Here is a 13480-nt window from a genome sequence, read left to right as displayed (position 1 = left end):
GTGGGGCGGAACCTTCTCAGGGTAGGCCAGGGGGTTCGGGAACCCGGGGCCCCTGTCGCCGTATCCGCGGGCAGTGTTCGGGATCTGAGAAACTGGATCTGATACATACAGCTCACACGGGCCGTACTGAACGGGGACCGGGACGATCCCGCGGACAGGATGTTTCACCGCACGTTTCGGCGGGCGGCCGTGGGGGAGGTCACTGACACGATGATCGGGTTGCGCGGGCGGTACCGCGCGTCCTAGAAAAGCAGTCGGGTGGAGATATGCATCGCGGTGGCGGACTGGGCGAGGGGACCGATGACCTGGGTCCTCGTCGTGCCCGGCGGGGAAGGCACCGGCGCGACGCGGAGGAAACAGACGAAGCACAGCAGACATTTCAGGCACAGAGCGAGTCCGAGGAGATCGGTCGGCTGATCCGACCCCGGACCGACCGCCTCACGGCGGGGAGCGGGAACGGTGGTCGGGTGGGCGTGACGTACAAGTACTTCGGTGCCCCCGACGGCGCTACGGCGGCCCGCGTCCCCATCTCGATGCGCCCCGAGGAGCTCGGCGGCGACGAGCTGGGCATGAACGGCATGTTCACGAAGATCAAGCCGGAGACGATGGCGGCGATGGTCCTCACGGGCATCGAGGGCGTCCCCCTCCACAAGGTCCCCCCGCTCGAACTCGTCGTCCTCCACCCCGACTACGCGGTCGTGAAACTCCCGATGACCGTCGTCGACCCCCTGCGGGACATAGGCGAGGAGGCGGTCGGGGCGGCGGCCTTCATCTGGTCGACGGTTCCTGACCGCGGGGGGCCTCGGGACGCGTTCAATGTGTATCAACTGCTGCATGAGTGGCAGGACTTCAGCCATCGGCTGCATGAGGCGGGGCATCAGCCCTATTGCCTGGTCTGGCCCTGAGCCGAGGGTTCGGTGGGTTCGGGCAGGCTGCTGTGGATGTTCTTCCGGCAGGTGCGCAGTTTCGCCAGGACGCGGGTGACGTGCTTCTCGACGGTGCGGGGGGACAGGAACAGGGTCTGGGCGATGTCCTGGTTGGTGGCGCCGGCGGCGAGCAGCTTGGCGACTTCGAGTTCGCGGGGGGAGAGCTGGGTTCCGTAGCCGCGGCGGCCCGGTCGGCGTGACGTCTGGATGCCGAGGTCGTGAAGGCGGTGCCGGCAGCGTGCGGCGTCGCCGGTCGCGCCCAGCTCGGTGAAGGTGTGTGCGGCGTCGGTCAGGTGCGTTGCCGCCTCGTCGGGGGACGAGCAGGACAAGGCGTCCGCCCGGCGTTCGGCGGCCTTGGCGGCCTCGTAGGGGCGGCCGATCTCCTGCCACCCGCGCTGCGCGTCGGCGAAGTGCTCGGCGGCCCGGGCCGGCTCGGTGGCGCGGAGTGACAGGCCCCGGGCCAGGGCCAGTTCGGCGGAGGCGGCCGGTGCGTCGCGGTCGCGCAGGTCCGACTCGGCCTCCGCCATGAGGCGTTCGGCCGACGCGTGGTCCCCGCAGGCCAGCGCGGCTTCGACCGCGACCGGGACGAGGTCCAGGGTCCGGGTCCAGGACCTGAGTCCGCGCAGCATCGACAGCGCGGGTCCGACGGTCGCCCAGGCCGCCGCCGGGGCGCCCTCGGCGAGCTGGGCCGTGGCGAGCGCGGCGGCGATCCTGATGCTCACGTCCACCTCGCTCGTGCCTCCGGCGGTCTCCGCCGCGGTGGCGAAGTGGTCGTGGGCCAGGGAGCGCCGACCCCGGGCGAGGGCGAGGTGTCCCCGGCACAGAGCCCGGTCCACGCCGATCTGCTTCACGTCGGGGTGGACGTCCGCTAGGGCCGCGTAATCCTCCTCCAGCCGGGTCCAGCGTCCGGCCAGCCAGTCCAGGCGCAGTTCCGCGACGCGGGGGAGGCATTCGACGCGCCCGTGGGCCGCGTGTGCGACCAGGTCCTCGACCTCGACCAGCAGAGCGTGGGCCCGCCGGTCGTGGCCGGCCTGGAGCGCGACCTCGGCGAGGGCGTACAGCGCGTAGGCGGCGTGGCGCAGCACCGCTCCGGCGTCGTCCCGGCGCGGCAGCCGGTCCAGCAGCGGCCAGACGGCGGGATCGCCGTCCCGGGCCATCAGGATCAGCCGGTTGATCCGGACGGCTCTGTGGCTCGTCCCGTCGGCGCTGTCGTCGACGGCCCGCTCCGCTCGGGCCTGCCAGTCCCAGGCGTGCGCGGCGGCGCCGTCCCGCTCGTAGAGGGCCAGGTTGGTCATCGCCAGTGCCGCTTTGTGCGGCTGCGTGGCCAACTCGTCGACGGCGTGGGCGAGTTCCCGGGAACCGGCCGGGTCGGCGCCGACGTTGAGCATGACCAGTCCGAGCCCGAGGCGGATCTCGCCCCGGGTGGCGTCCGGCAGCTTCGGGTCGGCCAGCACGGCCCGCAGTTCGCGGACGGTCACGGCGTAGTCGACGCCGTAGCTGACGATCCGGGCGAGCGCGAGCGCGGCTGCGGACCGCCGCTCCGTGTCCACCTGGCACCGGTCCAGGATCTGGTGCAGGAGGAAGGCCGCGGTGCCGGTGTCGCCCAGGGCGAGCGCCTGCTCGGCGGCCTGCTCGACGAGGCCGAGCCAGCCCTGCTGGTCGCCGGTGGCCAGCGTGTGGTGGGCGATCTGCACCAGCGGAAGCGGGTCCTGGGTCCGGAGGTGGTCGATCGCCCGCTGGTGCAGGCGCCTGCGGCGCGGCCCGGGGACGTGCCGGTAGGCGACCTGCTGGGCCAGCACGTGACGGAAGCCGTAGAGGCCGCTGTCGGTCTCGCGCAGCACGGCTGCCCGCAGCGCGTCGATCAGCCCGCCCGCGGCCTCGTCGCCGTGCAACGCGGCGACCTCCGCGAGCAGCGTCTCGCCGGCCGGTACGGCCAGTACGGCCGCCGCAGCGGCCGGCGACAGGGCGGCCAGCCGTTCGCCGACCGCTTCCCGCAGACCGCCGGGCACCTCGGCCCGCTCCAGCTCCCGGACGTCCGGGCGTGCCTGGTCCCGCAGCGTGATCAGGTCTTCCTCGGCGACCAGCGGCAGCCCCTCGCTGCGGCGGTGCAGCGCAGCGCACAGCTCCGGTGTGGCCCGGCCGCCCAGCGCCGCCCCGGCCAGGTCGGCCACGTCGGTCCGGGTCAGGGGCGACAGCCGGATCACCGTGCCCCCGGCACCGGGCGGCGGGCGGTAGGCGGCGCCCAGGGCCGGGGCCCCCGGCGGCAGGTCCTCGGCCCGGTAGGTGGCCACCAGCGCGAACCGGTCGGGCAGGTCGCGGGCGAGCAGCAGGAGCAGCTCGCGGGTGGCGTCGTCCACCCAGTGCAGGTCCTCGACGACCAGGACCACGCGGCCGACGTGCGCCAGCACCGAGCGCACGGCCCGGATCAGCTGGTGGCGGGCGGCGCCCGGGCCCTGCGGCCCGGCCGGGGCCGGCGGGAGGCGGTGGGCCAGGTCCGGGAGCAGCGGGGCCAGCGCGCCGGCGGTCGGCGGCAGGGCGGTGTCCGGCAGCCACGGGCCGATGGCGCCGAGCGCGTCGATCACCGGCCCGTACGGCAGGGGCTCGCGCAGCGGGTGGCAGTAGCCGGTCAGCACCCGCCACCCTTCCGACGCCAGGACCGTGGTGGCCTCGCGTACCAGCCGGGACTTCCCCATGCCGGCGTCGCCCTCGACCAGCACCACGGCCGGGGGCTGCCGGACGGCGGCGAGCACCCGGTCGAGTTCGTGGCGGCGGCCGACGAACGCGAAGCCCCGGCCGAGTCCCGAGGAGCCCTGCTGGGCCGCCATACCATCACCGTCCTGTACGCGACGTCCTGCTCCGGTCATACGCAGTGGCCGCCCGGGCCGGCGTCATCGGGCCGTCCCCCATTCAATGGGCGGCGCTACCTACTTAATACGTCCCTCATTGTTTCGGTCTGTCCTTCATGTGCATCTTCGGTGTCGTCCACACATCGGGAAGGGCACGACGGCAGCGATGTCGCCGCGTGGCCGACCACGCACAACGGAGCACACAGCATGTCCCGAGCACGCATCTTCCGCAGGCTCAGCACGTCGGCCGTCCTCCCGGCGGCCCTCGTCGGAGCCGTCGCCCTCGCCGGTCTGGGCGGCAGCCTCACCACCGGTGCGCAGCACCGGTCGCTGGGCGGGCACGTCCAGCTGGCCAGCGCGACGGCCCCGACCGACGGCATGACCTTCGACATGACGAACGTCACCCCCGACCAGTACGACGCCATCATCAACTTCCTCCGCGACCGGGGCGGCGGCTGGAACATCTACCAGAGCATCCGTGTCACGCGGACGAGCGACGACTACTTCCCCCTCACCCTCCAGGTGGGCGGGAACCGGGTCACCCTGATCTTCAACGCGCGGAACATGTACGTGACCGGCTGGGTCAACGAAGCGAACGGCCACTACGTCCGGCTGGGTGCCGGACCGAAGACAGTGCCGTGGCAGCGAGGCACCACGGACGACCGGAACTGGCTCAACTACAGCGACATGGAGCGTGCCGCCCAGATCGACCGCGGCTCCCAGGGCATCACCATGCGCACCATCCAGAGCGCGATCACCGACCTGGCGAACGGCAACTGGCGGGACAGCGCGCGGGCCCTGCTCGTCCTCACCCAGGCCTTCGCCGAGGGCTCCCGCTACGACTTCATCTCGTACCGGATCGGCCACGCGATGCGCAACAACGGCATCTTCTACGCCGGGTCCTCGTCCATGGTCAACGGCGGGTCGGGCGCCCTCTCGCTGACGGCCCTGGACCTGGAGAACAACTGGGGAGGCCTGTCCCAGGCGGTCGAGAACGCGACACAGAACCATTTCCCCGTCAACTACCAGATCGGCAGCGGGTCCTTCACGACGATGCAGGCGATCGACGAGCAGCTGGCCATGGCCCTGTACATCAAGATGGCCTAGCGCGAAAGCGCGCGGAACAGAACGCCGGGACACGGGCTGAAGTGGGGCTTTTCGGTGGAGAGGGGGGTGCCCAAGATCCTCGGAACGGGCATGCGAAACTTTTCACATGAGTGCCGCCAGCCGTGCGTCCCGGCGTTCGAACAGCGCCTTCGAGAAGAGGTCCCCGTCGCGTCGGGCCGTCCTGATGATGGCGGCCGGTGCCGCCTCGGGGGCCCTGGCGCTGTCCGCCTGCTCGTCCGGGGGCACCTCCGGCGGGGGCGGGGACACGCACTTCGTGATGGGGACCGACGGGATCGCGCGGGTGAAGGCGGGCCAGCGGGACGCCGCGCCCGAACTGGCCGGGAAGACCGTCGCCGGGCCGGACCTCGACCTCGCCTCGTTCAAGGGCAAGGTCGTCGTCCTCAACGTGTGGGGGTCCTGGTGCTCGCCCTGCCGGGCCGAGGCGCCGGGGTTCCAGAAGGTGTCCGAGAGCCTCAAGGCCAAGGGCGTCCAGTTCGTCGGGATCAACACCCGGGACGCCAACAACGACAACGCGCTCGCCTTCGAGAAGCAGATGGGGGTGACGTACCCGAGCCTGTCGGACCCGACGGGGAAGCTGCTGCTGCGCTTCAAGAAGGGCACGCTGAACCTCCAGACGATCCCCTCCACGCTGGTCATCGACCGTGAGGGCAAGGTCGCCGCGCGGTCGCTGTCGCCGCTGAGCGAGGAGCGGCTGCGGGAGATGATCGATCCGGTGCTCGCGGAGAAGGCGTGAACTCCCTCGCCGTGGGTGAGCTGAACGGGACCGTCCTCAACGGCGCCCTGATACTGGCGCTGCCGATCGCGCTGCTCGGCGGGCTCGTCTCCTTCTTCTCGCCGTGCGTCCTGCCCCTCGTACCCGGCTACCTCTCGTACGTCACCGGTATCAGCGGTACGGATCTCGCCGAGGCGCGCCGGGGGCGGATGGTCGCCGGTGCCTCGCTGTTCGTGCTCGGGTTCACGGTCGTGTTCGTGTCGAGCGGCGCGCTGTTCGGGTACTTCGGGGACACCCTCCAGGCCAACAAGGACGTCCTGTCCAAGGTGCTCGGCGTGCTCATGATCCTCATGGGCGTGTTCTTCATGGGGCTCATGCCGTGGATGACGGCGCGGGAGTTCCGGATCCACAAGCGGCCGATCAGCGGGCTGGTCGGGGCGCCGCTGCTGGGCGCGCTGTTCGGGATCGGGTGGACGCCGTGCATCGGGCCGACGCTCGCGTCCGTGCTCGCGCTGTCCTCGCAGCAGTCCAGTGCCGGGCGCGGGGCGATCCTGACCGTCGCCTACTGTCTGGGGTTGGGCGTACCGTTCGTGCTCGCGGCGGTCGCCTTCCGCAAGGCGCTGGGGGCCTTCTCCTGGGTCAAGCGGCACTACGTCTGGGTGATGCGGATCGGCGGCACGATGATGATCGTGACCGGTCTGCTGCTGCTGACCGGCGTCTGGGACGGCATGGTGCAGGACATGCAGTCCTGGTCCAACGGCTTCGTTGTAGGGATCTGATCCATGGGCAAGAGCAGTCCGACGCCGACGGACGAGGCGACCGAACCGGACGGCAACTCGCCGGACGCCGCTTCGGGGGACGCTGCCGCGAGAGACGCCGCTTCGAAGGATGCCGCGTCGAGCGACGCCCGGGACGCCGCGAGCACCAAGCTCTCCACCGCCCCCGAGGAGACCCTCAACGTTCCCGCGCTCGGCGTCGTCGGCTGGGCCCGCTGGTTCTGGCGGCAGCTCACCTCGATGCGGGTCGCGCTGCTGCTGCTCCTGCTGCTGGCGCTCGCCGCGATCCCCGGCTCGCTGATCCCGCAGACCGGCAGCGACGCGACGAAGGTCGCCGACTTCCGCAAGGCGCACACCACGCTCGCGCCGCTCTACGACAAGGCCGGCCTCTTCCACGTCTACAGCTCGGTGTGGTTCTCGGCGATCTACATCCTGCTGTTCGTCTCGCTGATCGGCTGCATCGTCCCGCGCACCTGGCAGTTCGTGGGCCAGCTGCGCTCCCGGCCGCCGGGGGCGCCCAAGCGGCTGACGAGACTTCCGGCGTACACCTCGTGGCGTACTACGGCTACCCCTGAAGAGGTACGGGAGACCGCGCTCGCCCTGCTGAAGAAGCGGCGGTTCCGCGCGCACGTCGCCGGGGACGCGGTCGCCGCCGAGAAGGGGTACTTCCGGGAGGTCGGCAACCTCGCCTTCCACATCGCGCTGATCGTCCTGCTGGTCGCGTTCGCGTGGGGGCAGCTCTTCAAGTCGGAGGGCAACAAGCTGATCGTCGAGGGCGACGGCTTCTCCAACGTGCTGCCCCAGTACGACGACTTCAAGTCGGGCAACCTCTTCGACACCAGCGAGGACCTGGTCCCGTTCAGCTTCCGGCTCGAGAAGTTCACGGGTACGTACGAGCTGACCGGGCCCAACCGTGGTACCCCCCGTACCTACGAGGCAGCCCTCACGTACAGCGAGGGCGCGTACGGCAAGGACAAGCGGACCGTCGTCAAGGTCAACCACCCGCTGGAGGTCGGCGACGCGAAGGTCTACCTCACCGCCCACGGGTACGCCCCCATCGTCACCGTCCGGGACGGCAAGGGCGACGTCGTCTACCGCGACGCGGTCCCGCTGCTGCCGCTCGACAACAACGTCACGTCGTCCGGTGTCGTCAAGGTCATGGACGGCTACAAGGACGCGAAGGGCAAGACCGAGCAGCTCGGGTTCCAGCTCTTCTTCCTGCCGACGTACACCAAGGGGAACGAGGTCGCGTCGACGTTCCCCGCGCTGATCAACCCGATCATGAACGTCGTCGGCTACCACGGCGACCTCGGCGTCGACTCCGGGATCCCGCAGAGCGTCTACCAGCTCGACAAGTCCCACCTCAAGGAGTTCAAGGACGCGAAGGGCGCGCAGCTGCGGGCGAACCTGACGCCGGGCAAGACCATGACGCTGCCGAACGGCGCCGGGACCATCACCTACGAGGGCACCAAGGAGTGGGCGAACTTCCAGGTCGTCCAGGATCCGGGGGGCGGCTGGGCGCTGACCGGGGCGGTTGCCGCGATCTTCGGCCTCGCCGCGTCGCTGTTCGTCCAGCGGCGCCGGGTGTGGGTGCGGGCGGTCGCCGGGCCCGACGGGGTGACCCTCGTCGAGATGGCGGGGCTCGGCCGGAGCGAGTCGGCGAAGGTGCCGGAGGAGCTGGGGGCGCTGGCGGACGGGCTGTACGCGCGGGCGCCGGGGGTGGCGGAGGACGAGGGTGAGTCTGACGCCGGGGCCGAGGCGGGCGCTGACGCTGAGGCCGGGGCGGGCGCCGAGGCGGGCGCTGATGCCGGGTCCCTCTCAGGTGCTACCGGTACTACCTCCACCGACCCCGACGCGGCATCCCCCGCAGGTACTACCCCTGACGTATCCCCTACCCCCCAAGCTGTCCCTTCCGAAGGGTCTGAGAAGTGACTCTCGCCGCCGCGACCAACGAACACCTCGCCAACATCAGCAACACGCTGATCTACTCCTCGATGGCCGTCTACACCCTCGCCTTCTTCGCGTACATCGCCGAGTGGCTCTTCGGCAGCCGCAGCAAGGTGGGCCGCACGGCCGCCGCGCTGACCCCGGCCGCCACCACCGCCGCCGCGAAGAAGGCGCCGGCCGTCACGGTCAAGAAGGCCGGCGGGACCGCCGTACTGGAGCGGCCGGAGGTCGTCGTCCGCTCCGCCTCCGGCGCGCGTGACGTGCCGGACGGGCCCGGGGCGCACGGCGGGGACGAGCAGGGCGACCTCTACGGCCGGATCGCGATCTCGCTCACGGTCCTCGCGTTCCTCGTCGAGCTGAGCGGTGTGATCACGCGCGCTGCCTCGGTGGAGCGGGCGCCGTGGGGCAACATGTACGAGTTCAACATCACGTTCTCGACGGTCGCGGTCGGCGTGTACCTCACGCTGCTGGCGCTGCGCAAGAACGTCCGCTGGCTCGGCCTGTTCCTGATCACCACGGTCCTGCTGGACCTGGGGCTCGCGGTCACCGTCCTCTACACGGCCAGCGACCAGCTCGTCCCCGCGCTCCACTCGTACTGGCTGTACATCCACGTCTCGACGGCCATCCTCTGCGGCGCGGTCTTCTACGTCGGCGCGGTCGCCACGATCCTGTACCTCTTCAAGGACTCCTACGAGAACAAGCTCGCGGCCGGCGGAAAGCCCGGCAAGTTCGCGAACTCGGTGCTCGACCGGCTCCCCGCGTCCGCGTCCCTCGACAAGTTCGCGTACCGCGTGAACGCGGCCGTCTTCCCGCTGTGGACGTTCACGATCATCGCCGGCGCGATCTGGGCGGGCGACGCGTGGGGCCGCTACTGGGGCTGGGACCCCAAGGAGACCTGGTCCTTCATCACCTGGGTCGGCTACGCCTGCTACCTGCACGCGCGCGCGACCGCCGGGTGGAAGGGCCGCAAGGCCGCCTACCTCGCGCTCCTGGCCTTCGGCTGCTGGCTGTTCAACTACTACGGCGTCAACATCTTCGTGAGCGGGAAGCACTCGTACGCGGGGGTCTGACCGTCGGCAGCGAGAGGCCGGTTCCTGTGACTCAGGTCACGGGAACCGGCCTTTGCCGTACGACAGGTGAAGGGCGTGGACACGAATCTGCGAAGACGCATCCGGGCCGGGGACCACGACGCGTTCGGCGAACTCTTCGACGCCTGCGCGCGCTCCGTCTACAACCACGCGTACCGCCTGACCGGCGACTGGTCCACCGCCGAGGACATCGTCTCGCTCACCTTCCTGGAGGCGTGGCGGCTGCGGGAGTCACTCGACGGTACGGGGGGTCCCATACGGCCGTGGCTGCTCGGGATCGCGACGAACGTGGCGCGTAATACCCGGAGGACCATGCGCCGCCATGCCGCCGCGATGTCCCGGCTGCCCCCTGCCGCGGTGGTGAGCGACTTCGCCGACGAGATCGCCGGCCGCCTCGACGACGCCGCCCAACTCGCCCTCGTCCAGGAGGCGTTACGGCGACTGCGGCGCCCCGAGCGGGAGGTGCTGGCGCTGTGCGTCTGGTCCGGCCTCGACTACACGACGGCCGCGCGGGCCCTCAGCGTCCCCGTCGGCACGGTCCGCTCCCGCCTCTCCCGGGCCCGGAAGAAACTCGCGAAACATATGGAACCCCCGCACACCCCACGACAGATGAAAGGTGACCGCACACCCGCGGTCGGCCCCCTGAAGGAGGGAAACCGATGACACAGCTTCCCGAACGCGACCTTCCACCGGGCCGTCACCTCCTCCTCAAGGAGCATCTGATGACCGAGATCCGCCAGGCCCAGGCACAGGCCCCGGCGCCGACGCCGGAACAGGCACCGGCCCCGTCCCGGAAGTGGCTGCGCCCCGCGCTCGCCGCAGCCGCCGTCGCGACCGCCGCGGCCGTCGCCTTCACCGTCCTGCCGTCCGCCGGCTCCGGCGAGGGTGCGCCCCAGCCGCCCAGCAGGCAGACCGTGGCCCTCCTGGAGGACATGGCGCTGGCCGCCGCGTCGGGGCAGCCGCACGGGCCCGTGCGCGACGACCAGTTCGTGTACGTCGAGAGCAGGGTGTCGTACTCCAGCGCCAGGGACGGCCGGATCACCGTCCAGCCGCTGCACCGGCAGGAGATCTGGACGTCGGTGGACGGCCTGCACACCGGGCTGAAGCGCGAGGCGGGGGAGAAGCCGATGGACCTCCCGCCGGACGTGCGGCCGGGCGGCCCCGGCTGGGAGGTGTCCGCCTTCTACAACCACCTCAAGACCCTCCCCACCACCGCCGACCGCATGTGGGACTACCTCTACGAGACCGCGCCGAAATACAGCGAACAGGACACCTACCAGGCGATGTTCGTGCTGGCCGGCGACCTGCTGGTCAACTCGGTCATGCCACCGGAGCAGGGTGCCGCCCTCTTCCGGGCCGTCGCCCGCATCCCCGGCGTGACGCTCACGGGTGACGCCGTCGACGCGGCGGGCCGCCCCGGAGCCGGCGTCTCCCGCCAGGACCCCGACAACCCCACCAGGGACGAGTGGATCTTCGACCTCAGGACCCACGCCTTCCTGGGCGAGCGCAGCGTCGCCACCTCCGACCACTCCGACGTGAAGAAGGGAACCGTCACGAGCAACACGGCCGTCCTGCGCCGCGCGATCGTCGACAGGGCCGGCCAGCGCCCCTGACCCCTACGACGGCGGCAGGCACTCCCTGGCCGGAGGCTTCCCCTCCGGCCAGGCGAGCCGCACGAACCGGTTGCCGCCCGTCGCGGTGAGCTCCACGATCGGTACCGCCTTGTCGTACGGGTTGCCGTGGGCGTCGAGGCAGATCCAGCCACTGGCGCCGCTCACCCGCAACGAGCCCTTCACCTGGGGCCATTGGAGGCCGACGTCCGCCAGGGGCGGGACCGTGCCGCCCGCCGGCGTGGCCTCGCGGACGCCCTTGATCGCGAGGGTCGTCGCGTCGTAGCCGATGATCAACTGGCCGTCTTCGAGGGCGACTTCGCCGATGGGCCCGACGGGGGCGCGGGACGCGCGGGCGATCAGGTCGGTGAGGGCCTTCATGTCGGCGGCCGAACCACCCGTACTGGTCGGGGGAGTTGCGGTCCACGCGTCGGGGTGGGCGAGGGCCGAGTAGCGGACGGAGAGGTTGCGGGACAGGGCGGTGCGGTCGAGCCCCTTGTCGCCCTCCAGGTAGGACCCTTCGTCGCCGGTGAGGACCGTGAACCTGCGGTCCTGGCACCCCCGTCCCCCCAACGCGTTGATGAACTGCCGGAGTTGGATGTGCCGCCCGGCGAAGAGGATCGTGTCCGTGCCGGGGGAGGTGTCGCAGACGAGGTGGGTGATCTGCCGGAAGGTGTTCGCGGTGGTGCCCTCCTGGCTGCGGTCGGCGGGCGGGGTAAAGGGCTGGGGTTCGTAGGGCGAGCCCTGGATGAGCGAGGCGAACGAGTTCTGGAGGGTCCGGGTGTAGGGGTCACCGGGCTTGTCGTAGACGAGGATCGCCTTGCCGGCGGCGACCTTCGCGAAGGAGGCCAGCGCGCGGGCCTCGTCCGTGTTGGTCGGCGAGACCCGCGCGAGCCCGGGGAAGGGGTCGCGCCCGCCCTGCCCGTTGGCGAGGTCGTCGGCGGTGATGGACGCGCCGACGACGGGGATGCCGCGCCGGGTCAGCTCGGTGACGGCGTCCTTGTTGGCCTCGGTGCTGGTGCCGACCCCGGCGACGGCCCGCAGCCGGTCCTCGGACCTGGTCATCGCGTCCAGCCGGTCCACCATCGGCTCCCAATGGCCGCTGGTGGCACCGGGGTTGGCCAGCACGAGCCGGATCGCCGGGGTCTGCCCGTTGGCGGCGTGGTTGGCCTGCCACTGGGCCAAGTAGGCGCCCTGCAACTCGTGCTGGACGTCCCGCAGCGTGGACGGCGCGCTCGCGGAGAACGGCAGCATCAGCGCGACGGTGACGTACGAACCCTCCTTGAGGGTGTCGTTCTCCGCCGCGATGGCCCGTACGGCGTCCCGGAGTTGGGGTCTGCCGAAGTCGTACGCCGAGGCCGTCACGCCGACGCACTCGGAGCTGCCGGCCGGCCGGGAGACGCCCGGCGCGCAGGAGCGGTCCTCCTGGAGCAGGGCCCGGGTGCCGAGCACGATCCCGGTCACCAGCGCGGCCGAGACCACGATCGCGACGTACCGGTAGAGCCGGATCTGCCAGATCTCGCGCAGCCGTCGCAGCATCAGACGTCCCCCTCGTCGTCGTTCTCGTCTTCTTCCGGGAGGCTCAACGGCCGTCCGGCCAGGGCGTCCTGGGGCCAGGCGCGCGACGCCGCGAAGAGCAGCGCGCCCCCGGGGGTGCGCAGGTCGGAGAGCTGTTCCAGTTCGAACCTGAGCCGGTCGCAGACGCGCCGGTCGGGCAGGACGAGCGGGTCGCTCACCTGCCACACCGCGTGCAGCAGCCGCCGTACCCGCAGGTGCAGTCCGGCGTTCTCCGGCGGGAGCCGGCCGGCCGTGTCGCGGCGGCCCAGCGCGATCGGCACGCGCTGGTCCTCGGGCCCGAAGCAGGGCGCCGAGGCCACGAACCGCAGGGTGTCCAGCCAGACGCGGACCGGCAACTCGGTGAAGCTGTCGCGGAGTTCGGCGACCGCGCCGTCCGTGTCGCCGAGGGCCAGCTCGTGGTGGAGCCGGTAGACGGCGTGGTCGGTGGCGTAGTGCCGGATCAACACCTCATGCACGTCACGCCACTTGGTGAGCTGATGCAGCCGCAGCAGGAGCAGCGTCCGGACGAACCGGTCGCCGACGAAGTGCCCCGGCTCCTGCGCGACGCCCTCCGCGAGGAGCCGCGCGCGCAGGGTCCGTACGCCGGACGAGCCGAAGTCGTCCGGGAGTTGGGCGGTGGCGAGGGCCACGGCCGAGTCGTGGTCGTGGGCGGCGGCGAGGACGGTCAGCTCGTCGAGGCGGTCGGCGGGGACGAGCCGGCGCAGGAGTTCGCCGTACGCGGGGAGGGGGTCCTCCTCGTCCGGCTGGACGGGCTCGGTGAGGAGGGCGGCCAGCGTGCCCGCCCGGTCCGGGTGCCGGCGGGCGGCTCGCGCGGTGAGGACGATGCCGAGGGGGTTGCCGCCGGTCAAGCGGTGGACGGCGTGGGGGAG

General features: G+C 71.4%; 10 protein-coding genes and 1 pseudogene. 8 read left to right on the top strand and 3 right to left on the bottom strand.

Annotation, left to right across the window (positions count from 1 at the left end):
• The first annotated feature begins 266 nt into the window (after positions 1–266).
• The gene (locus tag AOK24_RS03080) at positions 267–905 is read left to right on the top strand and encodes a hypothetical protein (RefSeq protein WP_193555087.1); all 639 of its coding nucleotides are present in this window, start codon (positions 267–269) and stop codon (positions 903–905) included.
• Here AOK24_RS03080 and AOK24_RS03075 read toward each other — a convergent pair.
• On the bottom strand, positions 884–3751 hold the full coding sequence (locus tag AOK24_RS03075) for an ATP-binding protein (RefSeq protein ID WP_055718494.1): 2868 nt from the start codon (positions 3749–3751) through the stop codon (positions 884–886). The two genes, AOK24_RS03080 and AOK24_RS03075, sit on opposite strands and share 22 nt — an antisense overlap.
• Positions 3752–3979: 228 nt before the next feature.
• On the opposite strand from AOK24_RS03075, the gene AOK24_RS03070 reads away from it, so the two are divergent.
• From AOK24_RS03070 to AOK24_RS03040, 7 genes are all read left to right on the top strand, one after another.
• Positions 3980–4879 carry a ribosome-inactivating family protein gene (locus tag AOK24_RS03070; protein WP_055718493.1) on the top strand — a complete coding sequence of 300 codons (900 nt, stop codon included), beginning with the start codon at positions 3980–3982 and terminating at the stop codon, positions 4877–4879.
• 106 nt (positions 4880–4985) lie between these two features.
• Entirely contained in the window at positions 4986–5633 is a 648-nt protein-coding gene (locus tag AOK24_RS03065; RefSeq protein WP_055718492.1) for a TlpA family protein disulfide reductase, read from the top strand.
• Complete coding sequence (locus tag AOK24_RS03060) at positions 5630–6391, top strand: cytochrome c biogenesis CcdA family protein (RefSeq protein WP_055718491.1); 762 nt, start codon at positions 5630–5632, stop codon at positions 6389–6391. Before AOK24_RS03065 ends, AOK24_RS03060 begins: the two co-directional genes overlap by 4 nt.
• Before the next feature lie 3 nt (positions 6392–6394).
• Positions 6395–8320, top strand: a complete 1926-nt coding sequence (gene resB, locus AOK24_RS03055) for a cytochrome c biogenesis protein ResB (protein ID WP_055718490.1) — start codon at positions 6395–6397, stop codon at positions 8318–8320.
• Positions 8317–9405 (top strand): c-type cytochrome biogenesis protein CcsB, encoded by a 1089-nt coding sequence (gene ccsB / locus AOK24_RS03050; RefSeq protein WP_055718489.1) that lies wholly within the window; start codon positions 8317–8319, stop codon positions 9403–9405. Before resB ends, ccsB begins: the two co-directional genes overlap by 4 nt.
• Before the next feature lie 75 nt (positions 9406–9480).
• Entirely contained in the window at positions 9481–10086 is a 606-nt protein-coding gene (locus AOK24_RS03045) for an RNA polymerase sigma factor (RefSeq protein ID WP_055718495.1), read from the top strand.
• Entirely contained in the window at positions 10083–11036 is a 954-nt protein-coding gene (locus AOK24_RS03040; protein ID WP_055718488.1) for a CU044_5270 family protein, read from the top strand. Before AOK24_RS03045 ends, AOK24_RS03040 begins: the two co-directional genes overlap by 4 nt.
• Positions 11037–11039: 3 nt before the next feature.
• Here the strand turns inward: AOK24_RS03040 and AOK24_RS03035 are convergent, their stop codons facing one another.
• Both AOK24_RS03035 and AOK24_RS03030 read right to left on the bottom strand, forming a co-directional pair.
• Positions 11040–12572 carry a type 1 periplasmic-binding domain-containing protein gene (locus tag AOK24_RS03035; RefSeq protein ID WP_055718487.1) on the bottom strand — a complete coding sequence of 511 codons (1533 nt, stop codon included), beginning with the start codon at positions 12570–12572 and terminating at the stop codon, positions 11040–11042.
• Positions 12572–13480 (bottom strand): annotated as a pseudogene (locus AOK24_RS03030) (hypothetical protein); the annotation flags it as partial. The gene AOK24_RS03035 and the pseudogene AOK24_RS03030, both read right to left, overlap by 1 nt.

This window comes from Streptomyces niveiscabiei, from assembly GCF_001419795.1.
Lineage (GTDB): Bacteria > Actinomycetota > Actinomycetes > Streptomycetales > Streptomycetaceae > Streptomyces > Streptomyces niveiscabiei.
Note: the sequence above shows the minus strand (reverse complement) of the source record. Positions and strands in the feature narration are given on the sequence as shown.